This window comes from Neptunicoccus cionae, assembly GCF_002860325.1.
In the GTDB taxonomy this organism is placed as follows: domain Bacteria; phylum Pseudomonadota; class Alphaproteobacteria; order Rhodobacterales; family Rhodobacteraceae; genus Amylibacter; species Amylibacter lutimaris.
Window position 1 is genome coordinate 906,452 of sequence record NZ_PKOJ01000001.1, and the last position, 20,595, is coordinate 927,046.

25 protein-coding genes are annotated in these 20,595 nt (G+C 56.4%); 8 read left to right on the top strand and 17 right to left on the bottom strand.

The window, feature by feature from the left end; all coding sequences use genetic code 11:
• Positions 1–4: 4 nt before the first annotated feature.
• From C0U40_RS04360 to C0U40_RS20160, 3 genes are all read right to left on the bottom strand, one after another.
• The gene (locus C0U40_RS04360; RefSeq protein WP_101654489.1) at positions 5–1,414 is read right to left on the bottom strand and encodes a type II and III secretion system protein family protein; all 1,410 of its coding nucleotides are present in this window, start codon (positions 1,412–1,414) and stop codon (positions 5–7) included.
• A gap of 223 nt (positions 1,415–1,637) precedes the next feature.
• Complete coding sequence (gene cpaB / locus C0U40_RS04365) at positions 1,638–2,465, bottom strand: Flp pilus assembly protein CpaB (RefSeq protein WP_353616031.1); 828 nt, start codon at positions 2,463–2,465, stop codon at positions 1,638–1,640.
• A 284-nt stretch (positions 2,466–2,749) separates the two neighbouring features.
• Entirely contained in the window at positions 2,750–2,923 is a 174-nt protein-coding gene (locus tag C0U40_RS20160; RefSeq protein ID WP_172827912.1) for a hypothetical protein, read from the bottom strand.
• 352 nt (positions 2,924–3,275) lie between these two features.
• Between C0U40_RS20160 and C0U40_RS04370 the strand changes: the two genes are divergently transcribed.
• From C0U40_RS04370 to C0U40_RS04380, 3 genes are all read left to right on the top strand, one after another.
• Positions 3,276–4,136 (top strand): lytic transglycosylase domain-containing protein, encoded by an 861-nt coding sequence (locus C0U40_RS04370; RefSeq protein ID WP_286134771.1) that lies wholly within the window; start codon positions 3,276–3,278, stop codon positions 4,134–4,136.
• Positions 4,133–5,554: a UbiA family prenyltransferase gene (locus tag C0U40_RS04375; RefSeq protein ID WP_101654490.1), complete on the top strand. Its 1,422-nt coding sequence runs from the start codon at positions 4,133–4,135 to the stop codon at positions 5,552–5,554. Before C0U40_RS04370 ends, C0U40_RS04375 begins: the two co-directional genes overlap by 4 nt.
• Before the next feature lie 143 nt (positions 5,555–5,697).
• The gene (locus C0U40_RS04380; protein ID WP_286134772.1) at positions 5,698–6,189 is read left to right on the top strand and encodes a hypothetical protein; all 492 of its coding nucleotides are present in this window, start codon (positions 5,698–5,700) and stop codon (positions 6,187–6,189) included.
• Between the two features lie 30 nt (positions 6,190–6,219).
• Here C0U40_RS04380 and C0U40_RS04385 read toward each other — a convergent pair whose 3' ends face one another.
• The 6 genes from C0U40_RS04385 to C0U40_RS04410 all read right to left on the bottom strand — a co-directional run bounded on the left by C0U40_RS04385 (position 6,220) and on the right by C0U40_RS04410 (position 11,302).
• On the bottom strand, positions 6,220–6,957 hold the full coding sequence (locus tag C0U40_RS04385) for an SDR family NAD(P)-dependent oxidoreductase (RefSeq protein WP_101654492.1): 738 nt from the start codon (positions 6,955–6,957) through the stop codon (positions 6,220–6,222).
• Positions 6,954–8,276: an FAD-binding oxidoreductase gene (locus tag C0U40_RS04390; protein WP_101654493.1), complete on the bottom strand. Its 1,323-nt coding sequence runs from the start codon at positions 8,274–8,276 to the stop codon at positions 6,954–6,956. Before C0U40_RS04390 ends, C0U40_RS04385 begins: the two co-directional genes overlap by 4 nt.
• The gene (locus tag C0U40_RS04395; RefSeq protein WP_286134773.1) at positions 8,257–9,234 is read right to left on the bottom strand and encodes a lysylphosphatidylglycerol synthase transmembrane domain-containing protein; all 978 of its coding nucleotides are present in this window, start codon (positions 9,232–9,234) and stop codon (positions 8,257–8,259) included. The genes C0U40_RS04390 and C0U40_RS04395 overlap by 20 nt, the downstream gene beginning before the upstream one ends.
• 179 nt (positions 9,235–9,413) lie before the next feature.
• The gene (locus C0U40_RS04400; RefSeq protein ID WP_069300382.1) at positions 9,414–10,040 is read right to left on the bottom strand and encodes a CoA transferase subunit B; all 627 of its coding nucleotides are present in this window, start codon (positions 10,038–10,040) and stop codon (positions 9,414–9,416) included.
• Positions 10,041–10,043: 3 nt separating this feature from the next.
• Positions 10,044–10,748: a CoA transferase subunit A gene (locus C0U40_RS04405; protein WP_101654494.1), complete on the bottom strand. Its 705-nt coding sequence runs from the start codon at positions 10,746–10,748 to the stop codon at positions 10,044–10,046.
• A 317-nt stretch (positions 10,749–11,065) separates the two neighbouring features.
• Positions 11,066–11,302 (bottom strand): hypothetical protein, encoded by a 237-nt coding sequence (locus C0U40_RS04410; protein WP_101654495.1) that lies wholly within the window; start codon positions 11,300–11,302, stop codon positions 11,066–11,068.
• A 34-nt stretch (positions 11,303–11,336) separates the two neighbouring features.
• Between C0U40_RS04410 and C0U40_RS04415 the strand changes: the two genes are divergently transcribed.
• A complete protein-coding gene (locus C0U40_RS04415) occupies positions 11,337–11,708 on the top strand; it encodes a YigZ family protein (protein WP_101654496.1) in 372 nt (123 codons plus the stop codon).
• Here C0U40_RS04415 and C0U40_RS04420 read toward each other — a convergent pair.
• The 3 genes from C0U40_RS04420 to C0U40_RS04430 form a co-directional block, all read right to left on the bottom strand.
• A complete protein-coding gene (locus C0U40_RS04420; RefSeq protein ID WP_101654497.1) occupies positions 11,692–12,318 on the bottom strand; it encodes a hypothetical protein in 627 nt (208 codons plus the stop codon). The two genes, C0U40_RS04415 and C0U40_RS04420, sit on opposite strands and share 17 nt — an antisense overlap.
• Positions 12,319–12,383: 65 nt before the next feature.
• Positions 12,384–12,950 (bottom strand): L,D-transpeptidase, encoded by a 567-nt coding sequence (locus tag C0U40_RS04425; RefSeq protein WP_101654498.1) that lies wholly within the window; start codon positions 12,948–12,950, stop codon positions 12,384–12,386.
• Between the two features lie 119 nt (positions 12,951–13,069).
• Complete coding sequence (locus C0U40_RS04430; protein WP_286134774.1) at positions 13,070–13,462, bottom strand: helix-turn-helix domain-containing protein; 393 nt, start codon at positions 13,460–13,462, stop codon at positions 13,070–13,072.
• A 200-nt stretch (positions 13,463–13,662) separates the two neighbouring features.
• Here C0U40_RS04430 and C0U40_RS04435 point away from each other — a divergent pair, with 200 nt between their 5' ends.
• Positions 13,663–13,860, top strand: a complete 198-nt coding sequence (locus tag C0U40_RS04435) for a CsbD family protein (protein ID WP_101654500.1) — start codon at positions 13,663–13,665, stop codon at positions 13,858–13,860.
• 215 nt (positions 13,861–14,075) lie between these two features.
• Here the strand turns inward: C0U40_RS04435 and C0U40_RS04440 are convergent, their stop codons facing one another.
• From C0U40_RS04440 to C0U40_RS04455, 4 genes are all read right to left on the bottom strand, one after another.
• Positions 14,076–14,939 (bottom strand): GIY-YIG nuclease family protein, encoded by an 864-nt coding sequence (locus C0U40_RS04440; protein ID WP_180957615.1) that lies wholly within the window; start codon positions 14,937–14,939, stop codon positions 14,076–14,078.
• Positions 14,936–16,324, bottom strand: coding sequence for a 30S ribosomal protein S12 methylthiotransferase RimO (gene rimO, locus C0U40_RS04445; protein WP_101654502.1), 1,389 nt, complete (start codon positions 16,322–16,324; stop codon positions 14,936–14,938). Before rimO ends, C0U40_RS04440 begins: the two co-directional genes overlap by 4 nt.
• 102 nt (positions 16,325–16,426) lie before the next feature.
• Positions 16,427–16,861: a DUF1810 domain-containing protein gene (locus tag C0U40_RS04450; RefSeq protein ID WP_101654503.1), complete on the bottom strand. Its 435-nt coding sequence runs from the start codon at positions 16,859–16,861 to the stop codon at positions 16,427–16,429.
• Between the two features lie 115 nt (positions 16,862–16,976).
• A complete protein-coding gene (locus C0U40_RS04455) occupies positions 16,977–17,441 on the bottom strand; it encodes a MaoC family dehydratase (protein WP_101654504.1) in 465 nt (154 codons plus the stop codon).
• A gap of 217 nt (positions 17,442–17,658) precedes the next feature.
• On the opposite strand from C0U40_RS04455, the gene C0U40_RS04460 reads away from it, so the two are divergent.
• The 3 genes from C0U40_RS04460 to C0U40_RS04470 all read left to right on the top strand — a co-directional run bounded on the left by C0U40_RS04460 (position 17,659) and on the right by C0U40_RS04470 (position 20,232).
• Positions 17,659–18,096 (top strand): acyl-CoA thioesterase, encoded by a 438-nt coding sequence (locus C0U40_RS04460; protein WP_101654505.1) that lies wholly within the window; start codon positions 17,659–17,661, stop codon positions 18,094–18,096.
• A 100-nt stretch (positions 18,097–18,196) separates the two neighbouring features.
• Positions 18,197–18,997 (top strand): TIGR03084 family metal-binding protein, encoded by an 801-nt coding sequence (locus C0U40_RS04465; protein ID WP_101654823.1) that lies wholly within the window; start codon positions 18,197–18,199, stop codon positions 18,995–18,997.
• Between the two features lie 26 nt (positions 18,998–19,023).
• Positions 19,024–20,232 carry a YbfB/YjiJ family MFS transporter gene (locus C0U40_RS04470; protein ID WP_180957616.1) on the top strand — a complete coding sequence of 403 codons (1,209 nt, stop codon included), beginning with the start codon at positions 19,024–19,026 and terminating at the stop codon, positions 20,230–20,232.
• Here C0U40_RS04470 and C0U40_RS04475 read toward each other — a convergent pair.
• Positions 20,224–20,499, bottom strand: coding sequence for a DUF1127 domain-containing protein (locus tag C0U40_RS04475; RefSeq protein WP_101654507.1), 276 nt, complete (start codon positions 20,497–20,499; stop codon positions 20,224–20,226). The genes C0U40_RS04470 and C0U40_RS04475 overlap by 9 nt on opposite strands.
• Positions 20,500–20,595 lie beyond the last annotated feature (96 nt).

Below are 20,595 nucleotides of genomic sequence, written 5' to 3' on the forward strand. Positions count from 1 at the left end.
TGTCTTACTCCATCACATAGCCGTAAGAACCGGTGAAGTCCTGAGAGGACACGGAACCTGTGGCGCGTTTCACGTTGTTACCTTTGCGGTTGCCAGTGACATTCCCCAAGAGGAACAGTTCGCTCTCGTTCGGGATCTTCACACGGTCGGTCGGCAGGCTGAGGCTGTCTCCGTCCACGGGCGTTACAAGGTGTGGCGTTACGATCACAACCAGCTCACTTTGGTCGCGGGAATAATTGGCACTGCGGAACAGGGCGCCAAGGATCGGCACATCACCAAGCCACGGCACTTGAGACGCGGCGTCGGTAAAGTTGTCCTGCAGCAGGCCTGCGATGGACATGCTCTGACCGTCGCGCATCTCTACAACAGTGGTTGCCTCGCGTTTGGAAAACGCCGGAATGACAGAGCCGCTGACCGTAACGGATTGAGTCGGGTCCAGTTCGGAAACCGCGCTTTCAATCGTCAGGTTGATCAGGTCGCCGTCCACCACGATGGGCTTGAATTTCAGTTCAATACCAAAGGGTTTGTATTCGATTGTGATGCCGTCGCCGTCAGCAACGGGAACAGGGAATTCACCACCTGCAAGGAAGCTGGCTTCGTTGCCGGAAATGGCCACAAGGTTCGGTTCGGCCAGTGTGCGGACCAGACCCTTGGTTTCCAGTGCTTCCAGCATCAGGTTGATTGCCAGATCACCCGAGGAGAAGCCCAGAGAGAAGGCGCCCTGTTGACCTGTTGTGGCAACGCCAACCCCTGTGGTGGTCGGAGTTTGCAACAGCGAACCGGTGCCGATTTGGGCAACCGGGCTGCCACCTGTAATATCGACGCCGATACTGGCGGAAAGGTTTTTGGCAACACTGCGTTGCATTTCTGCAAAGCGGACTTTCAACATAACCTGTTGCGAGCCGCCGACTGTCATCAGGTTGGTGACGCGTTCAGGGGCATAGCGTTCTGCCAGATCCAGCGCCCGTGCCAGTCTCTGTTTGCCCGAAACGCGGCCCGAAAGGACGATACCGTCGTTGGCTGTGCGCACTTCGATCGGCTCACGGGGAAGAATTTCCCGAAGCCGCTCTTTAAATTCCGCCAGATCAGGGGAGACGTGCACATCTACGTTGGTAATCAGCTTGCCGTCTGCGGCCAGCAGGGTCAGAGTCGTTCGGCCAGGGGATTTCCCCAGAACATAAATGGTCCTATCCGACAGTGTCGCAATGTCTGCGATACCCGGATTGGCCACTGATAGTTCTGCGAAGGGCTGGTCGGATTCCATGACGATGGCACGGTTTACCGATACTTTAATACTACTTGTGGTCGCGCCACGCATGATTTTCAGCACGTTCTGCGCTGCTGCCGGTGGTGCGACGAAGCCGGTTGTGCATATGCCCAACAGGCCTGCTGTTAACAGGTTTTTAATACTCATGTGATCCTGCCTCTCTGAACCACTACTGCTTTGATCCGGGTCTTTGCTGCCCGATTATTACCGAGCACACTGCGTCAAATGGGTTTTATTATCAAGATTCAATATTTTGTAAGGGCCAGTGTATGTTGAAACGGGGCAACAGTGTCACAGTTTTATCCTTGATCTCATAGCAAAACGGGCGCCGAAGCGCCCGTCTGTCTGTTGCAATCGAGTGTTTGCGGGATCAGTTGGAGCAGGGGATCGGGATTTCGATCACTTCGGCACCACGGCGGGTTTTGATGGTGCAGACCTCTTTTTCGACCAACTTGATCTCTTCGCGGCCAAGTAGATCGTCCTTGGTGATCTCGATCTGCTCGGAGGTGGTTTCGTCATCGATGCCGCGCAGGGACAGCAGCAGCTTCCCGGTGGATTGGGCCTGAACCAGTGCCGCAATGGTTTTCACATTGGCGGCGACGGTCACTGTGCGTGCCACGGTCGGGCGGTTTCGGGTTGCATCGGCCTGCTGGTCGATTGCGATCAGTTCCAAGCCGTTCAGGATCAGTTTCGTCACGGTTTCTTTTTCCGTCGTACCGGTCCAGTAGACATCAACCTTGTCGCCGGGGCGCAGGAAGCCGGATACACCGGAGGCCACATCAACGCGGATTGCAAAGGCGCGCATCCCCTTTTTCAGACGGGACGACACGCCCGCATCTTCGCCGAGGCGGGTCACTTTGGAAGCCAGAATAGCCTCGCCCGGAACCATTGCCTGTAGCACGGTACGGAATTCGCCGTCGTCTTCTCCGCTACCCATCAGAGCTTCCAGTTCGGAAAAGGAGTTTTCCGGAACGGCTGCCACTGGAAATTCCACCGCTTTAACATCTTCTTCTGTCAGCGGTTTGCCGTATTCAAGTTCGTTCGCTGCGACATAGACTGTCTTCAGGTCGATCTTCTGGATTGTCGGCGTGTTCTTCTGTGCGAGAGCCGCTTCATATTGATTGAAACGCTCCATCGCCATGTAAACGGCGCCACCTGCTATGGCGACCCCCATAATTAGCACTAATGCAAAAACCATACGCATTTTCTTCACCCGCTCTTCTTGTATCTGATTACTCGATTGAACTCATTTAATCGGTTGAGTTGCGACCTGTGGCAGCGCGCGATTATGTGCAAGCGGCCTTTCAAGCTGTTGTTCAGGAGTATCGTTTGGCGCACTCCGTGAACATCTGAACTGTTCCACCAAAAAAAAGCGCGACCCGATCAATGATCGTTCGCGGCATACAAATCTTTTTGTTTTGCTGCCGCCTGGCGCGGTGGAGAGCGAAGGGCCGCCGGCCCTTCGCTACAGCATCAGTCAGCTTACGATACGGAAGTCGCGGACAGCTGAGTGTTGATGTCGGAGGCCAGATCTTCCATGCCGCCGCGGATCGCTGTCACAACAACGCCACCAACCAGAACCAGTGCAGCTGTCAGAACAACCCAGTCTACAGTTACAGCGCCGTCTTCGTCTTTTGCAAATTTAAACAGTTTCATTTTTGAACCCTCCAAGGTCACATTTAAGTTTTTCTCTTAGACCCGGCTAATTGGGAGAGCGTTCTCGTCAATGCTCGGCCCGTCGTGTCTATGAAGCTATTTATACTGGGAAATGTGACCACAGTTTGGCGCATAAACTTCGAATTTATAGGATTTTCACTTTTTGTCGCAGTAAGTCGAAATTCCCTTATTTTACGATACTTTACTTGTGAAATTTTTTCTGGAACCGGCGGTTTTTTGCAGGGTGGGAAGGACTTTTCGACAAAAAAGCCACAGTTAAAACACACAATCTTCTAGCTTTGCGGCTGCTTTTTTGCGATTCCTAGGAAAACAAAATCAAAAGAGCAGAGCAGTGACAGGTATTCCCGCATTCAAAGCGGTGTGTTTGGCCGGAGCAATCAGTCTTGCCGGAGCACTCGCCCCGACAGCAAGCGCACAAGGCATCACGTTCAAGAAGGTGGGCGTTCCCGGCAAGACCTCGGGCAAGCGCATTAACGTGCAGATCACGCCTGAAGAAGACTATTATAAACGTCTCCACCGCGAAAAGATGGAAAACCAGAAGGCAGGGGCTGCCGCGGATAAAGCAGGCGTTGCGGTTGCAGCTGTAAAACCGACAGACCTGCAGGATTGGTTCTGGGACGAAAATTCGCCACTGATTACAGCAGCGGCTTCCGGACGGCTGGAAAAAGCGCTGCAAAGCCTGAACAAGAATCCCGGACATTCCGCACGCCTGTCGCCCAATATCGGGCACATGCAATCGCTGGCAGATAAATATGGTGGCAATATCCTGCTTGCGACTTTGGGCAAGAATGTATCGCCAGCATTCGTACTGGCTGTAATCGGTGTGGAATCAGCCGGACGTGCCGATGCGGTCAGCGGGGCAGGGGCTGTGGGGCTGATGCAGCTTATTCCTGACACCGCCGCACGTTTCAATGTAACGGACAGCACCGATCCGGCCCAGAATATCAAGGGTGGCTCGGCCTATCTGGACTGGTTGTTGGACGAATTCGACCGTGACCCGCTTCTTGCGCTTGCAGGTTACAACGCCGGCGAAAATGCCGTGAAAAAGCATCTTGGCGTGCCACCCTATCCCGAAACCCGTGCCTATGTGCCCAAAGTGGTCGCAGCATGGCAAGTCGCCCGCAGCTTGTGTATGACGCCGCCCAAATATGTGACAGACGGATGCGTCTTCAAAACAAGAGCCAGTAAATGACCAATAAAAGACCGCTTGCCGTAGATATCGACGGCACCTTCCTGAAAACAGATATGCTGTTTGAGGGGTTCTGGCTTGCGATGGGCAAACAGCCCCTGAAAACAATAAAGACCGTTTTCCGCCACTTTAATGACCGTGCCCGTCTGAAGCGCGAGATTACCGAGCTTGCGGATGTGAACGTCGAGTTGTTGCCGGTCAATCCCGATATCAAGGCCTATATGGAAGAAGCCCGTGCCGACGGGCGGGAGGTGATTTTTGCTTCTGCCAGTGACGCGACCCTTGTGCAACGGCTTGCCGAACACCACGGGGTAGAAGGGGATCACATCGGTTCGGACGGAGAAGTGAACCTGAAAGGGGAAGCCAAGGCGGCCGCTCTGAATGCCCGTTTCGGCGAGGGGCAATACGCCTATGCCGGAGATCAGAAGCTCGACTTCAAAGTCTGGAAATCCGCTGGCGAAGCGATTGTTGTCGGGCGCCACCCATCAGTGGTGCGACAGTTGAAAGAGGACGGGGTGGACGTCGTGCAGGTCAGGAAGTCCTGGTCCCGCCGGTCCCTCGCTATGGGGTTGCGGCCCCATCAATGGGTCAAGAACGCGCTGCTGTTTCTGCCGCTGATAGCCGCCCATTCCCTTGATCCGCTGTCGATCATGCGGGTAATACTGGCGATCGCTGCTTTTTCGGCTGCTGCTTCTTCAATCTATATCGTAAATGACCTGCTGGATCTGGAAGCAGACCGCCAGCACCCCAAAAAACAGTTCCGCCCGCTAGCCTCTGGTAATGCGCGCATTCCCGATGCCATGTTGATGAGCTTTGCGCTCGGAGTGTTTGCGCTTGGGGTCGGGTTTATCCTCGGCTGGGCGCTCCTGGGGGTGATTGCGCTCTATATGCTTTTGTCCCTGTCTTACTCTTTAAAGCTGAAGAAAATGCGCTGGGTCGATATTGCCACCCTTGCGGCCCTTTATACCCTGCGGGTGATCGCTGGCGGGCTTGCCGCGCAGGTTGCGGCCTCTGGTTGGCTGGTCGGTTTCATCTTCCCGACCTTCCTTGCCCTTGGGTGTGTGAAGCGCCTGACCGAACTGACCCTTGCGAAATCGGATGGCAAGGTGCCCGGACGGGGCTATCGCAAATCGGACCGCGAGGATCTGGTGAATGTGGCAGGTCTTGGCGTGTTCTTCTCGCTTTTGGTGTTCCTGATGTACACATTTAGCGGAACGGCAAAGATGCTGTATCAGGATATCTGGATGCTGCGCCTTGCGATCATTCCCCTTGCGTTGTGGCAGATCCGTATGGTGCTGCTCGGCTGGCAGGGGAAGCAGGATTATGACCCGATTGTTTTCGCCATGCGGGATAAATCCGGCATCGCAATCATCGCAGTAACGGTGCTGATCCTGTTCTACGCCGCTGGCGATTTCGCCTGAGCACTCTCACAAGGAACCAGACGCTGAAGGCTCAAACCCGTTGCGAGGCTCCGTGTACCTGTCGCAGCCGGATGAAATTTCCGATCTGAAGCGGTTTTTGTGGTACACTTGCCCTCATAGAAACTGCAACGGGAGGGCTGGCTTTGAAATACGGATTAACTATGGTCTTCGGCTTGGTGCTTGGGATCGCGCCACATGCACAAGCGCAACAACTGGAGCTTTGGGGGACCGCTGGCGGCTGGGAAGTCCTGATCGATCCCTCGCTGGGGGACGGATGTCTGATTCAGGCAGAGTACAATGACGGCTCTGTGGTGCGGATCGGATTCGACCGGCTCGAAGGCGGCGCATATGTGACCGTCTTTAACGACGCGTGGGGCGATATCGAGGAAGACGCTATTTATCCGATCTCTTTTTCCCTCGACGGGCAGGTTTATGACGGCGAGGCGGTAGGTATCTATCTGGAAAATATTCCGGGCGCGGATATTGCCTTTACGAATGCTGATTTCCTTTGGGATATTGCCAAGCGATATACAATGACACTCTATTCCGAAGAGGGTGAGGTTATGTCCATCGATCTGGACGGGAGCTATGTTGGGCTTGAGGCCGCGCTGGAATGTCAAGACGAAGTCGGCTAGCCAGCAAAGCTGCACAGATCCGGTACATTGTCAGACAGAAAGCTTTTTAAAAATCGGCTCGGGGATGGATTTGATAATCGCCATGATGTAGCGCCAGAAAAACGGCGTGTAGAGCGTATTCTTGCGCTTTTCATGGGCGGTCCAAAGATCCTTGGCAATTTCTTCGGGACTGGCCACTAGGAACATGCCTTCAATTCCCCATGTCATCGCAGTGTCCACAAACCCCGGTTTTACGGTGACAACATGCCCGCCGCTGCGGTTCAGACGGTTGCGCAGGCCGGACAGGTAGGTGTGAAAACCGGCCTTGGCCGCGCCGTAGGTGTAGTTGCCGATCCGGCCGCGATCCCCCGCAACCGACCCGATGCCAAGGACAGTACCGCCCTTTCGCTCTTCCATGATCGGGGCAAGCCCGTGCAGGAAGTTGACAGGGCCGGTGAAACTGTCCTGAATGGTCAGATCGCCCGTATTCGGGTCTGCGTCCACATCCCCTTGCGGCGCCATAGAGCCGACGAAAACAGCCGCGTTAATGATGCCGTCATTGGCTTTAGCGGCGTCATAGATCGGTGCGAAACTTTCGGGTTTGCGCACGTCAAACAGGACAGATGCCGCCGAAGCCGCGCCCCTTGCAAGACAATCCGCAGCGGTGCGATCCAGATCATCCTGATCCCGCGCGGCAAGCACCAGATGCGCGCCTTCAGTGGCAACTTTGCGGGCGAAAGCGCGGCCCATAGCCGAACCGGCGCCGAGTATTATCCATGTCTGGCTCATGCGGGGGTCCTCAATTTCAGGCGGCGGACAAGATCGGTTTGGAAAACGCCGTCCGGATCGGCTGCCTCAACGGTTTTCTGCCATTCTGCCAGTTCGGGATACATCTGACGGGCCTGCGCCGCGGTAGCCAGACTGTCTTTGGCGAAATAAATGCGGCCTCCGGCTTCTGCGGCCAGTGTGTTTAACTGGGCCACCAGCGCACGGGATTTTTCGCTATTGGGAAAGTCCAGCGCCAGCGTGAATCCTTCCATCGGGAAGGAGAGCGAACCGGCCCGCCCCGGACCTGTGCGTTTCAGAACCGCCAGCGGCGAGGCAAGCCCCGCATCTGCGATCAGGCGCAGCATATCGCGCAGGGTGCGTTCGGCGATTTTATCGGGCAGAACGCATTGGAACTGGTGGAAGCCGCGCTTGCCATAGAGCTTGTTCCAGTCGTGGATTTTGTCGAGCGGGAAGAAAAAATCCTTGAGGCTGCGCAACACGCCGCGCCCCTGTTTCGGGATGCGGTTGAAATACATGCGGTTGAACAGCCGTACTGTCGGTGGGGACAGCGCAAATTTCGGGGCATTGAACGGCACCTTGCGCGGCTTGCGCAGCTTCGGGGCCATGTTGGAACTGGTCAGTTCGGCCTCTTCCAGAATACCCCGTCCAAGGCTCTGGCCATTGGCGGTGCCGTCAATCCAGCCAACACAATAAGTCGCGTCCGAGGCTTTGAGCATCTCCATGAACTCTGCCAGATTTGCCGCGCGGCGTTCGTCTACCTGTATCAGACGGGACGAGCAGGGGATCATCCGGATTTTGGCCGACAGGATCGCACCCGTTTGGCCCAGCCCGCCGATTGTCGCTTTAAACAGGGCGGGATCGCCTTCGGGTGTCACAGTTGTGGGGTTGCCATCCGCTCCTGCCAGTTCGATTTCCAGAACATGCTGGCCGAAGGTGCCCACCTTGTGATGGTTCTTGCCGTGGACATCGTTGGCGATACAACCGCCGAGCGTGGCAAATCCGGTTCCCGGCATTACCGCGGGCATCCAGCCTTTGGGGGCGAATGTGTCGAGCATATCGGTAATGGAACAGCCCGCTTCGGCATGCAGGATACCAGTGTCCCCATCAAAGCTGATAAAGCGGTCCAGCCGCGTCATGTCGACGGCGCGCCCGTCGCTGTTCACCGCCGCATCCCCGTAGGAGCGTTGCGCACCGATGGCAGGGGCGGGCGTGTCTGCGAATATCCCCGACAGGGCGGCGGGTTTTTCTGGGCGGGCCAGTTCGGCCTTTCCGGATAAAACACGGCCCCAGCCGGTCAGTTCAACGGTTTTCCAGCGCATGTGGCCTCCGTGCGGCAGCGGTTTCGGCAATCGGGAAGATCAGTACACCCAGCCCGATTGCAAACCAGAGCGTCGTGATGCGGATAATGGCAGTAGCAGGCAGGGCGATTTCCAGCGGAACCCCTTGCAAGGACAATAGCGCGAGCATGGCGGCTTCTGCACCGCCAACGCCGCCGGGCAATCCGGTGGCGCCGCCGGTCATCATGGCAAAGACAAAGATGCCGACACAGGTCCATACAGGCAGGCTTGCGCCCATCCAGTCAAGCAGAAGGTAAAAGGCATACCCTTCTGCGAACCAACCCAGAAAGCCCAGTGCGAAGGCGGGCAGCGCAATGGCGGGTTGGGAAAACGGTTTCAGCGAAAGCGCCGCGCGGCGGGCGCGGGCGAACAGACGCGGCTTGCGTCCGATCAGCTTGTATAATGTGGTTACGCACCAGCGGAACAGGGCAGGGCGCGTCGCAATTATGGCGGCGAGGATTGCGACAATGGCAACGGGGATGCCACCACTGATGCCACCGGCCATAACCAGCATCGCAGCCGCCAGCAGCAGGCCGGAGGAGGCGAGATCAGCCGCACGGTCAACCAGCACCAGAGGCGCAGTGCGTTCAACACTGGCGCCGGTTTCACGGTTGATCCAGCGCACCCGCACCAGTTCTCCCAGCCGTCCCGGCGTCATGGTGAGGGCAAAGCCGCCCAGATAATGCCGCAACACCTGTAAAACCCCGAGGTCCAGCCCGAGCGCGCGGCCGTAAAGAAACCAGCGAAAGGCGCGGAAGGTGTAGTTGATAAGGGAAAGGGCCAACAAGATACCGATTTGCGTCAGGGACAAGAGGGTGATCTGATGCCAGATGTCTTCTCCGGAGGCGGTGGCAAAGGCCAGCACACCGCACCCCAGGAAAATCGCCAGAACGATCAGGGTGGAGCGATATGGATGCGCGCCGTTCATTGCGGGTGTCATTGTCTCTGCCTCGGGCGGTCTGTCTTTGTGCCGCGTTGGCTATCAGATAGCGCCGGATTTGGGCCAGAGTGTGGCGCGCAAGGGTCACGACTGTTGCATATTTGTGGTGATTGCAGTGGCAAAGCAAAAGGCCCCGAACAGGGTCGGGGCCTTTAAAGAGTCTTTCGAAGATCTGTGGATCAGTTGATCAGAGTAGCCTCGGTCAGAGAGTCGATTTCCTCGCGGGTGACACCATCGGCCATCTCAACCAGTTTCAGGCCGCCTTCGACCACGTCAAACACTCCCAGATTGGTGATGATGCGATCCACAACGCCCTTGCCTGTTAGGGGCAGGGTACATTCCTTCAGCAGCTTGCTTTCGCCCTTCTTGTTGGCGTGATCCATAATGACGATCACTTTGCCAACACCGGCCACCAGATCCATCGCGCCGCCCATGCCTTTGACCAGCTTGCCCGGAATCATCCAGTTCGCAAGATCGCCGTTTTCGGCCACTTCCATCGCGCCAAGGATCGCCGCTGCGATTTTGCCGCCGCGGATCATGCCAAAGGATGTAGCGCTGTCAAAATAGGCGGTGCGCGACAATTCGGTGATTGTCTGCTTGCCTGCGTTGATCAGATCGGGGTCTTCTTCGCCTTCAAACGGAAATGGGCCCATGCCCAGCATGCCGTTTTCAGATTGCAGCGTGATGTCCTTGTCACCCACATAGTTCGCCACGAGTGTCGGAATGCCGATACCGAGGTTCACATACCAGCCGTCTTGCAGTTCCTGTGCGGCCCGTTCGGCCATCTGGTTTCTGTCCCAAGCCATGGTTCAAGCCTCCTCGCGCTGGCGCACAGTGCGCTGTTCAATACGTTTTTCGTGCTCGCCCTGAATGATGCGATGCACATAGATGCCGGGCAGGTGGATGTGATCGGGATCAATAGAGCCGCGCGGAACGATTTCTTCGACTTCTACTACACAGACCTTGCCGCACATGGCTGCCGGCGGGTTGAAGTTGCGCGCTGTCTTGCGGAACACCAGATTGCCGGTGTCATCGGCTTTCCACGCCTTGACGATGGACAGGTCTGCAAAAATGCCTTCTTCGAGGATGTAATCCTGTCCGTTAAAGTTCTTCACTTCCTTGCCCTCGGCGATGACGGTGCCCACGCCGGTTTTGGTGTAAAAGCCGGGGATGCCGCAGCCTGCAGCGCGCATACGCTCGGCAAGTGTGCCTTGGGGGTTGAATTCCAGTTCCAGCTCTCCGGAAAGATACTGGCGCATGAATTCGTCGTTTTCACCCACATAAGAGGAGATCATTTTTTTCACCTGACGGGTTTGCAACAGCACGCCAAGGCCGAAATTGTCGACGCCTGCGTTGTTGGAGGCGACGGTCAGGTCTTTGGTGCCAGCGTCTTTAATGGCGCTGATCAGGTTTTCAGGGATACCGCACAGGCCAAAGCCGCCTGCCGCGATGAGCATTCCGTCGAACAGAAGGCCGTCAAGCGCCTCTGCTGCGGAGTTGTATATCTTACCCATTGGGGACTCCTCGTTGCAATTGAAACGTGTTTACGCTGCGTCGCAGCAGTATGCAAGAAGCGGCCAATTTCCGCAGCAGGGTTAACGTTATCAGGTTTTACGCAGTCGTTGGGGAAATTCCTGTGCCGTAGAAATGAAGGAACGGAAAGGCCATTTGAAAACAAAGGCGAAACCCGGTTATGACCCTGCAAATATGAAGCTTCGTAAATGCAGGGTGTTCAGAACCGGACAAGCAGGCAAATCCAAGCAGGAAGCATGGTAAATTCTTCCGGTGTTGCCCGGGCAAGGAAGAATTGCTTCGCGCGGAACAGGGGCGTTTATTCTTTTTCGGCAAACCGGTAGCTGCCTTCCGGCAGGTCCAGCGCCGCCTGAAGATCGCGCAGCTGCGCCATTGACAGGGTAATCTTGTCAGTCCGGTCCGTATCCGGATTATACTGTTCTACTGTCACCACACTTGCGAAGGCGGCGATGGTGATGTCATCCTGCAACGGGCGTTCGCCGTCGTCGATCAGGGTAACGATGGTGGCGTCAAAATCGTGTTCAATGGTAAACATGTTTTCAGCGTAACCTTCAGGAACCAAAGCGGCAATGATACAAATCGAAAATGTGCTAACAGACCGCGGTTCCAAATATGCCGTGACCGGAGGCGTGGTCCAAGACCGCGACAGCGCGACCAAATTTGTTAAAACGCTCTGCCGGAAAAAAAAATTTGCGAAGGCTACCCATAACACATGGGCGGTGATTCTGCCGGATGGTACTCAGATCAAAAACGATGACGGCGAGAGCGGGGCCGGCATGGTAATCCTGCGTATGCTGGAGCGCGACAACATAATCGGAGAGGTAATCGTCGTCACCCGATGGTACGGCGGTGTACATCTGGGCGGCGACCGGTTCCGTCATGTGCAAACCTGTGTGCGCGCTTATGTTGAAGCTCGCACAGGCGTCAGCGCTGCCGGATAGCGTCGACCGCGCGCGCAACCCCCCATCCCACAAAGACGAAGACGATATTGGCGGCTGTCACGAAAGCATAGAACATCAGCCTGCCGCCCAATTCCAGGTCGTTGAGAAACGGATAGGGTAGTCCGGCTGTTACAGTCCCGACAGGCGCGTCGTTCAGCGGATGTACAAAAAGTTCCAGCCAGAGCGGATAGACAACCCCGAGGACAAGGACGGCAACAAACACAGGGCGCAGCCGTGAAAACACGCCCAGCAGGAAAAAGGCGTCGATCCACATTAATACGGCCCCGCCCAGATGCAGATAGTATTCCTTCCACCAGACCGGCCCGTCACCGGTTGTCACATTGGCCGGATCAAGAAAGTAAAGCCGCCAGTATTGCACCAACACAGCCATGTTCATCACAACAACCAGAGAGACAAAACTCTCCCAACGGGCGGTGGTGCGCCCGAGACTCAGGCGCAGCATCTGACCGGCTACGATAAGGTTGGCTGTCAGGGTCCAGATGGTGAGAAAGCGGAATTGCCAGCCGAACGCGGCGGGATCGATATGGCGGAACAATTCCAGCCAGTAAAAGGCGGCCAGAAGAAATACGATAGTACGATACAACGTCATTCCCGCAGCCTAGCCGCCGCGGGGCTGTCGGGCAATGACGCTGTGAACCTTAAGACAGGTTAAAATCAGATGACGCGGACCTGTGCACCAACCGGTGTGATCTCGAAAAGTTCCTCGATCATATAGTTGAACAGGCCGATGCAGCCGGAAGAGGACTGGCGCCCGATCTTGCGGGTATCATGGGTGCCGTGGATCAGATAGGCAGGCCAGCTCAGATACATGGCATGTGTGCCCAGCGGGTTGCCTTCACCGGCTGGCATAAAGGCAGGCAGGCTCGGGTCCCGTTTGCGCATATTGGCGGTCGGCGTCCATGTGGGTCCGACTTTCTTGCGCACCACACTGGTATACCCGCGTTTGGTCAACTCGTTGCTTTGGGGAACGGATGTCGGGTAAATGCGGTAGTCATTGCCCACCGGATTCCAGTAGTGCAGGGAACGGGAATTGGTATCGCACAGAATGGAGACGCGGTCCAAAGCGCTGAAATGGTCCTGCCAATCCTGCGCCATGAAACCCGATACGTTCCGATGTACCAGAGGGTTCACAGCCGGGGAATTCTGCGCACGCAGCAAAGAAGGCGCGCTCAACGTGGCCAGTGCGGCCGTGATGAATGTGCGGCGGTTTTGTTGTGTCATAGCTCGAACTCTTCTCATTGGTTTCACGCTCTCCTAGCAGATAGGGCGGATTCGCAAAAGATTCGAGTCATTCACGTGTATGTGAGCCGTGAAATGCCGGTTCCGGGGTGTTATGCCGACTAGTTCGCATCCTGCAAGCGGGTTTCTAGCTGTTCCAGTTTCTCCAGAGCACCGGCAAGTGTCTCTTTCAATTGCGCAATTTCCCCCAGTGCATCATTGATTGCAACAGGACGGTCATAGCTGTCTTCGATATTGCTGGTTCCGTTACTTTCGCCGGTGATCAGCCAGATGATAGAGACGTTCAGAAGTCCCGCGAGCATTGAAATGCGATTGGAACGGGGCGAATCCTCGTCACTTTCCCATTGTTCAATGGTCTCGGGCTGCACACCAAGCTTTTCGCTCAGTCCCTGAACGGTCAGTCCTTTGGCTTCGCGGGCGGCTTGCAGGCGTCCGCCAAAGCTGGCGGAGGTGGCTTCGAAGGTCTCTGCGAGGGCGGTCTCTGTCGGGGTCAAAACGAAAATCCTGTTTCTTGTGTGAAGTCTTGGCACAGTGTTGCACGGACAGCCGCCGGATGATGCAGTTTTTTGCGACTTTTTTCCGGCGTTTTGCGAAACCGCCGGAACTCTTTCCCGATCCGGCGCGTTCCATTGGCAGAGCAACCGATGTCTGCGCAATGATCTGGGCAGACACATTTACAAAGAAAGGAACCGTTATGAATTGGGACCAAGTTAAAGGTAAGTGGAAAGAATATTCCGGTAAGATCCAGTCCGAATGGGGCGATCTGACCGACGATGAAGTTGCAGAGGTAAACGGCGACCGCCGCGCACTGGAAGGCAAGCTGCAAGCCAAATACGGCAAGACCAAAGAGCAAGCCGAGCGCGAAGTGGACGATTTTCTTGCCCGCCACTAAAGGCGCGTAGTGTTAAAGGTTAAAGAGTAACGAGTAGGAAAGGGGTGCCAAGGGGCGCCCCTTTTTTGTTTGGGGTAGAGCACTTTGCGAGAAGAGGGCGTCAGGAAGGACGCCCCGCGCCCGACCTCCCCCTCGGGAGGGCGCTTTGCAACGGTCGTTCTTGAGGTGAGTAAAGTGGAACGCGCCCACGCGAGGTCGGACGCGGGGCTCAATCTCTACCTCTCTAATCTTGCTCGAAAGGAGTTAGCTTCGGACATATGTCTAAAAATTTCGCTAACGGCATTATAATTATGGTTTTTTGCAAAGAAGCTGCGAGTTCCCCTATCTTGCATCCGCAACAAGGCTTCGTACCAGTAAGCAATCAATGCTCGACGAAAGCCAGGCAATTCAAATAGCGTGCGTGCATGATCAAATGTGGATTGAAAAACTAATGTACTGGAATTGCCCCAGCTGGAAACATATTTCGTACTTTCGATGAAACCACCGCGCTCTTTGACCCAGTTTTTCAAACGCCAGTCTTTCAGGACCATGTGGTCAACAACAATTTCATGGTGAACGAGAGACGCTTCACTTGTGATTGGGCGGCTAAATGCGACTTCGTGTTTATCGATGTTCAAGGTGAAAAACCTGCCGCCGTCGGTCTTTGGGAAGAGCGAGAACGTCCAACTCTCTTGAATGTCGCGAAAATTCTCAATACCGGAATTTTTGAAGAGTGCAATCAGATAGGCAACGAAATCGGGTTCCAGATTTAAATTTGTAATTGGCAAAGGTGCAAGGAGTTCGGAGGCTGGAATTTGAGAGAGCGCATCTCTTGCTTGTTTCGGCGAGATTTCAAAAAGTTCGGATGCTGTAGGAACGCCTTTGTGAGAAAATTGATTCAACTGCCTATGTAAAGCTGTTTCAATGCCGCGGGTATCTTTGACTTGTCGTACATCAAGCTGTAACCAAGGGCCTAACGGGTCGTAATTTTTACTAGAATTTATTTCACTAATTCGTTTTGCGGGCGAAGTGGTCGTTAATCCTATTTTGATCAAAGGCGATTGATGTGAGTATAAAGCATAGACCCAACCGGATTTCACAAGATCTTCCCCCACAAGTCATACTCACTCGCTTCGTCCACTTCGACCGCCACGATATCACCCGCGCTTAGTCCCTCGAACCCTTCGTCGATGAACAGGTTGCCGTCGATCTCGGGTGCATCGGCCATGGTGCGGCAGGTGGCGCCGTCGTCTTCCACGCTGTCCACGATGACTTGCATCGTTTTGCCGACTTTGGCTTCCAGCTTGGCCTCGGAGATTGCTTGGGATTTCTCCATGAAACGGTTCCAGCGGTCCTGTTTCACCTCATCCGGCACATGATCCGGCAGCGCATTGGACCGTGCGCCGTCCACGTTTTCGTACTGGAAGCAGCCGACCCGATCCAGTTGCGCTTCGTCCAGCCAGTCCAGCAGGTGCTGGAACTCGGCCTCGGTTTCACCGGGGTAGCCGACGATAAAGGTCGACCGAAGGGTGATGTCCGGGCAGGTGGCGCGCCACGCTGCAATTTCATCCAGCGTTTTTGCGCTCGCCGCAGGGCGGGCCATGCGTTTTAGCACATCAGGATGGGAATGCTGGAACGGAATGTCCAGATAGGGCAGCACGCCGTTGGCCGGATCTGCCATGATCGGGATCAGATCGCGTACGAACGGGTAGGGATAGACATAGTGCAGCCGCACCCATGCGCCGAGTTGCCCTAATTCGCGGGTCAGATCGGTGATATGGGACCGGACCTCGCCGTCTTTCCACGGGTTCATATCGTGGCGGCGGTCCAGCCCGTAGGCGGATGTATCCTGCGAGATCACCAGCAGTTCTTTCACGCCCGCATCCACCAGCTTTTCCGCTTCGCGCAGCACCGCATGGGCCGGACGGGAGGCCAGCCGCCCCCGCATGTCCGGAATGATGCAGAACTTGCACTTGTGATTGCAGCCTTCGGAGATCTTCAGATAGCTGTAGTGGCGCGGCGTCAGTGACACATTTTGCGCAGGCAGCAGGTCGATAAACGGATCGGGCTGGGGCGGAACGGCGGTATGTACGGCGTCCAGCACCTGTTCGTACTGATGCGGGCCCGTCACGGCAAGCACGCTCGGGTGGGTGCCACGGATGTAGTCTTCCTCTGCACCCAGACAGCCGGTCACGATCACCTTGCCGTTCTCGTTCAAAGCCTCGCCGATGGCTTCAAGGCTCTCGGCTTTGGCAGAATCCAGAAAGCCGCAGGTGTTCACGATCACCGCTTCCGCACCGGCGTAATCCGGCGAAATGGCATAGCCTTCGGCCCGCAGCCTTGTCAGGATGCGTTCGGAATCCACCAGTGCTTTCGGGCACCCAAGGCTGACCATGCCGATTTTCGGCTGGCCGTCGCGCGGGGCATCAGAGAAACGGGCTTGCGGGGCAAGGTCGGGGCGGAGGCTGGGAGGGTTCTGGCTCATTTTTGCGGTATAGGGGTTTTTTATCCGCAAGGAAAAGGGTTTTGGCGGCGTCAGGATTGGATATTTGACCCAAAAAGAGCCGGTTTGCCGGATTTCCGGCGCTTATCCGCCCGATGCAACGGGGGCAGGGGGCTGGTTCGGGAAATATTTGCGCAGAACTTCATCAAAAGGGGAGTTGGGTTCAGCCAGAGAGGCAAACAGGGTCATGCAGGAACAAAGCTTCAGATCATCAGGGGAGCCGAACACCTGATAGGCGGTTTTGTCCCCCGTGGTCAGCAGGATGCCGCTGCACTGGCGCAGACGTGCGCCGAGCGTTTCATGTGCGAGATAGGAACGGGCCTCGGCAATGTCTTTCAGTCCGAAGTAATCGGCTGTGGTGCTGCGGCCCAAGCCGCGCAACTGGGGGAAGATGAACCACATCCAGTGGGTTTTCTTGCGCCCTGCCCGCAATTCGGAGAGCACTGCGTCATAGACCGGTGCTTGCGCGGTTAAGAAACGCTCTAGGCTGTTGTGCAGGGTCGGATCTATCGGGGGCATTGGCGCGGCCTGTCTGAATACGCTTGCCCAACGGTAGGTAAGATCGCGCCTAAAGGCAAACGATACAGCTGCGCCACCGGCGGGGTTTGGCCGGTGGCGGTGTGTGTTACTGTGTTCAGGCTTCAAAAACCGCCATACCCAGCCATTGGGCGATGAGGGCGGGGGTGTCCTTGCCCTTGATTTCAATGGTCAGCGTGTTTTCCGACAGTAGCTGCGTCGGGGATTTCTGGGTCACGGATTTCAGCACAAACCGCCCGCGGATCTGGTCTCCGGCGCAGACTGGGTTGAGAAACCGCACCTTGTTCAGGCCATAGTTGATGCCCATCACCTGACCGGGCAGATCTTCTGCAGTGTCGATTGCAAATTTTGAGGCCATCGACAGCGTCAGGAATCCGTGTGCGATAGAGCCGCCGAAAGGGGTTTCTTTCGCTGCGCGTTCCGGATCAGTGTGAATCCACTGCGGGTCTTCCGTCACCTCGGCGAAGGTATCAATCCGTTCCTGTTCGATTGTGACCCAGTCGGAAACGCCGGTTTCCGTGCCAATTTTCGACGTCTGGATTTCAAGTGCTTTTTCAATCATGTTTCCTCCGGGCGAGGCCCGCTCCCATTTAATTCGAACAGAGTGAACCCGCTTTGCAGGACGTTGTAAAGCCGCTGTGACGTAGTGTTCCGGCGGCTTTGGAGGCTTGCATGAGCAGCCCGTTGCAGGGACACTGACGGGAAATGCGCGTCCCGCCCTGCGGGAGAGTCCGTAACGGTCCGGCGCAGTAAACTGGTGTAAGGTAAAGGTCAGTCAGATGGCGCGTATCCCCCCGAGCTTGCGGTCCGAATATTCCCTGTTCCGTCCGGTGCAGACCCGCTGGAATGACAATGACCTTTACGGCCATATGAACAATGCGGTGCACTACCAGCTTTTTGATACAGCCGTGAATGGCTGGTTGATTGAGCAGGGGCTGCTGACATTTGGGACAGAGACTGCCTTTATCGTGGCGGAAACCGGGTGCCGTTATCATGGTGATCTGATGTTTCCGGAGACGATTCAGGCAGGACTGCGCATCGAACGTTTGGGCGGGTCGTCTGTGGTCTGGCAGATTGGACTGTTCCGTGACGGTGCGCAAGAAGCTGCGGCAGACGGGCGTTTCGTACACGTCCATGTGACTTCAGACGGGCACAAACCGACGCCGATGGAGGCAAGTCAGCGCGACAAGCTCCTGCCGCTGGTTATGGCGGGGTAATTGTCCTGAATGACCCGAGCGCAGAAAAGCCGCGTAACCGCTCTGGACAGTCCGCATGACGCGGCGCAAACCTAGTGGCGATCCCAAGGAGCCGTTTCCCATGCAACAAGCAGAAGATTTTCGCGCGGAAAGCGTGGCCCTCGCAGAGGTATTAACCCCTCTCCCCGAAGACGCGTATTTCAAGCCGACGCAGTTCAAAGGCTGGACGATAGATGATGTGCTTGGCCATTTGCACATGTTCAACCACGCAGCGGAACTGTCCTTGAAAGACGGGGATGCGTTTGATGCGTTTTTTGGAGAGATCGCGGCGCGGATGGCCAAGGGCGACACAATGGTAGAAGCGCAATATCCCTGGCTGGACGGGCTGAAAGGCAAGGCGTTGTTCGATGCCTGGCGCAAGGGTTGTGATGTTCTGGCAGATGCCTATGCAGGTGCCGACCCCAAGACCCGTGTCCGCTGGGCGGGTCCAAGCATGAGCGCGCGATCCAGTATCACGGCGCGGCAGATGGAGACATGGGCCCACGGGCATGAGGTTTTTGATCTTTTGGGGGTGGAGCGTCAGGAAACAGACCGCATCCGCAATATAGTGGTGCTTGGGGTGAACACCTTCGGTTGGAGCTTTACCGTTCGGGGCAAGCCGGTACCGGTTACAATGCCCTGCCTGAAGCTCACCGCGCCAAGCGGGGAGGTTTGGACCTTTGGCGAGGATCTCTCGGATAATATTATCACGGGATCAGCACTCGGTTTTGCGCAGACGGTCACACAGACGCGCAACTGGAAGGACACGGACCTGCACGCACACGGCGACGTCGCAGCGGAATGGATGACCACCGCGCAATGTTTTGCCGGCGGTGTGTCAAAGCCACCGCGCAGGGGAACCCGCTTCCGTCAGGAGCGGTAAAAAGCGCGGCGACAGGGAGAGCGCGGATGCAGGATCAGAAGTACAGCGGGGCGCAAGCGCTCTGGATTTTGGCGGGTCTCGCTTTTGGGGTCTGTATCACCAGTGGCTTTGCGCGGTTTGCATATGGCCTGATCCTGCCCTCGATGCAGGACGATCTGGGATGGGGGTTTGCACAGGCGGGATGGATCAACACGGCCAATGCGCTGGGCTATCTTCTCAGCGCCGTTGTGTCCGTCGGGCTGTTTCGCCGCTTTGCACAGGAACGTCTGTTTGCATGGGGTGTGGTGCTGACCACCCTTACCCTTGTGGCCAGCGGGCTGACACGGGACTTCTGGGTGTTGTCCTTCTGGCGTTTTGCCAGTGGCGTATTTGCAGCTCCGGTCTTCATTGCCGCAGGGGCGTTGGCGTCCAATCTGTTTGGCGCGGACCAGCGCCGCAATGCGATGGCAATTGCCCTGACGTTCGGCGGGGGCGGGCTTGGCATGGTGCTTGCTGCGGTTACTTTTCCGCCGCTGTTTGCCTTTCAGGGGGCCGGTTCATGGCCGCTTGCGTGGTTGTCCATGGGGGTGGCCAGCGTTCTGATGACGCCTTTGTCTCTCTGGGCCGCGCGGCAATTGAATACACCTGTGCGCAGGGGCACTGATGCACCCGCGCCGCCACTGCGCAGTATGGGGTTCGAAATCGCGGGCTATTTTATGTTTGCTGTGGGGTATATCGTCTATCTGACCTTCCTGAGCGCATGGATGCGCAGTCTTGGCGCTGGGCCGTGGATGGTATCAGCCGTCTGGTCGATTGTGGGCGTTGGAACGCTTCTGTCGTCCTTTATCTGGCGCGGCGTAATCGGGCGGTTCCAGTCCGGAGTGCCGTTGGCGCTGACCAACGGCTGTGTCGCGGTGGCGATCCTGTTGCCGGTGGTGTTCCCGACGCTCGCAGGGCTGCTTGTGTCGTCGGCGCTGTTCGGATTGACGGTCTTTATGCCGCCCACGTCTGTGACGAGCTTTATCCGGCAGAACAATCCGCCCGACACCTGGGGCCGATTGATGAGTGTCTATACTGTTATGTTTGCGACAGGCCAGTGTATCGGCCCCTATGCGGCGGGGCTGATCGGGGATGCGTTTGACGATATCGGCTACGGGCTGGTGGCGGCCGCGGTTATTCTGGCAATCGGTGCGGTTTGCGGGGCGATGCAACGGGGACTTGTCGCACCGCCCGCAAAGGATGCCGTGTTACCTTAAACGCAGGCTGTCGGAATCATCCATCGTCGAAGTGAACGCGGTCGGGCGAAGTTGTGCTATATCACCGTCGTTCAAGCCGATATCCCGTAGCAGATGCTCTGGCATCTGGCGGAGACGGTGCAACCGGCGCGCTTCGGTTGCAGCAGCGCGAAAGCGCCGGACGACCGGTAGCACGTCGAGGATAGCCAGCTTGCCGCGCAGGGCATCCGGAGTGCTTTGCAGGGCTGCGCGGAGCTTGCGTGACGGGTGTGTTTCAATAAGGGCCATTTTCATCCCCTTTCGGGTCAATCGGTTGCGTTGGGTCTAATCTGGGGACTTTACGCCGCTCGCACAAACGGCTTTACTTGACAGGTACTGTGCAAA

Coding starts and splice junctions, on each gene's coding strand:
- C0U40_RS04360 (WP_101654489.1), bottom strand. CDS start 1,414: ATGAGTATTAAAAACCTGTTAACAGCAGGCCTGTTGGGCATATGCACA.
- cpaB (WP_353616031.1), bottom strand. CDS start 2,465: ATGGTTTTTGCATTAGTGCTAATTATGGGGGTCGCCATAGCAGGTGGC.
- C0U40_RS20160 (WP_172827912.1), bottom strand. CDS start 2,923: ATGAAACTGTTTAAATTTGCAAAAGACGAAGACGGCGCTGTAACTGTA.
- C0U40_RS04375 (WP_101654490.1), top strand. CDS start 4,133: ATGACCAATAAAAGACCGCTTGCCGTAGATATCGACGGCACCTTCCTG.
- C0U40_RS04385 (WP_101654492.1), bottom strand. CDS start 6,957: ATGAGCCAGACATGGATAATACTCGGCGCCGGTTCGGCTATGGGCCGC.
- C0U40_RS04390 (WP_101654493.1), bottom strand. CDS start 8,276: ATGCGCTGGAAAACCGTTGAACTGACCGGCTGGGGCCGTGTTTTATCC.
- C0U40_RS04395 (WP_286134773.1), bottom strand. CDS start 9,234: ATGACACCCGCAATGAACGGCGCGCATCCATATCGCTCCACCCTGATC.
- C0U40_RS04400 (WP_069300382.1), bottom strand. CDS start 10,040: ATGGCTTGGGACAGAAACCAGATGGCCGAACGGGCCGCACAGGAACTG.
- C0U40_RS04405 (WP_101654494.1), bottom strand. CDS start 10,748: ATGGGTAAGATATACAACTCCGCAGCAGAGGCGCTTGACGGCCTTCTG.
- C0U40_RS04410 (WP_101654495.1), bottom strand. CDS start 11,302: ATGTTTACCATTGAACACGATTTTGACGCCACCATCGTTACCCTGATC.
- C0U40_RS04415 (WP_101654496.1), top strand. CDS start 11,337: ATGATACAAATCGAAAATGTGCTAACAGACCGCGGTTCCAAATATGCC.
- C0U40_RS04420 (WP_101654497.1), bottom strand. CDS start 12,318: ATGACGTTGTATCGTACTATCGTATTTCTTCTGGCCGCCTTTTACTGG.
- C0U40_RS04425 (WP_101654498.1), bottom strand. CDS start 12,950: ATGACACAACAAAACCGCCGCACATTCATCACGGCCGCACTGGCCACG.
- C0U40_RS04435 (WP_101654500.1), top strand. CDS start 13,663: ATGAATTGGGACCAAGTTAAAGGTAAGTGGAAAGAATATTCCGGTAAG.
- rimO (WP_101654502.1), bottom strand. CDS start 16,324: ATGAGCCAGAACCCTCCCAGCCTCCGCCCCGACCTTGCCCCGCAAGCC.
- C0U40_RS04450 (WP_101654503.1), bottom strand. CDS start 16,861: ATGCCCCCGATAGATCCGACCCTGCACAACAGCCTAGAGCGTTTCTTA.
- C0U40_RS04455 (WP_101654504.1), bottom strand. CDS start 17,441: ATGATTGAAAAAGCACTTGAAATCCAGACGTCGAAAATTGGCACGGAA.
- C0U40_RS04460 (WP_101654505.1), top strand. CDS start 17,659: ATGGCGCGTATCCCCCCGAGCTTGCGGTCCGAATATTCCCTGTTCCGT.
- C0U40_RS04465 (WP_101654823.1), top strand. CDS start 18,197: ATGCAACAAGCAGAAGATTTTCGCGCGGAAAGCGTGGCCCTCGCAGAG.
- C0U40_RS04470 (WP_180957616.1), top strand. CDS start 19,024: ATGCAGGATCAGAAGTACAGCGGGGCGCAAGCGCTCTGGATTTTGGCG.
- C0U40_RS04475 (WP_101654507.1), bottom strand. CDS start 20,499: ATGGCCCTTATTGAAACACACCCGTCACGCAAGCTCCGCGCAGCCCTG.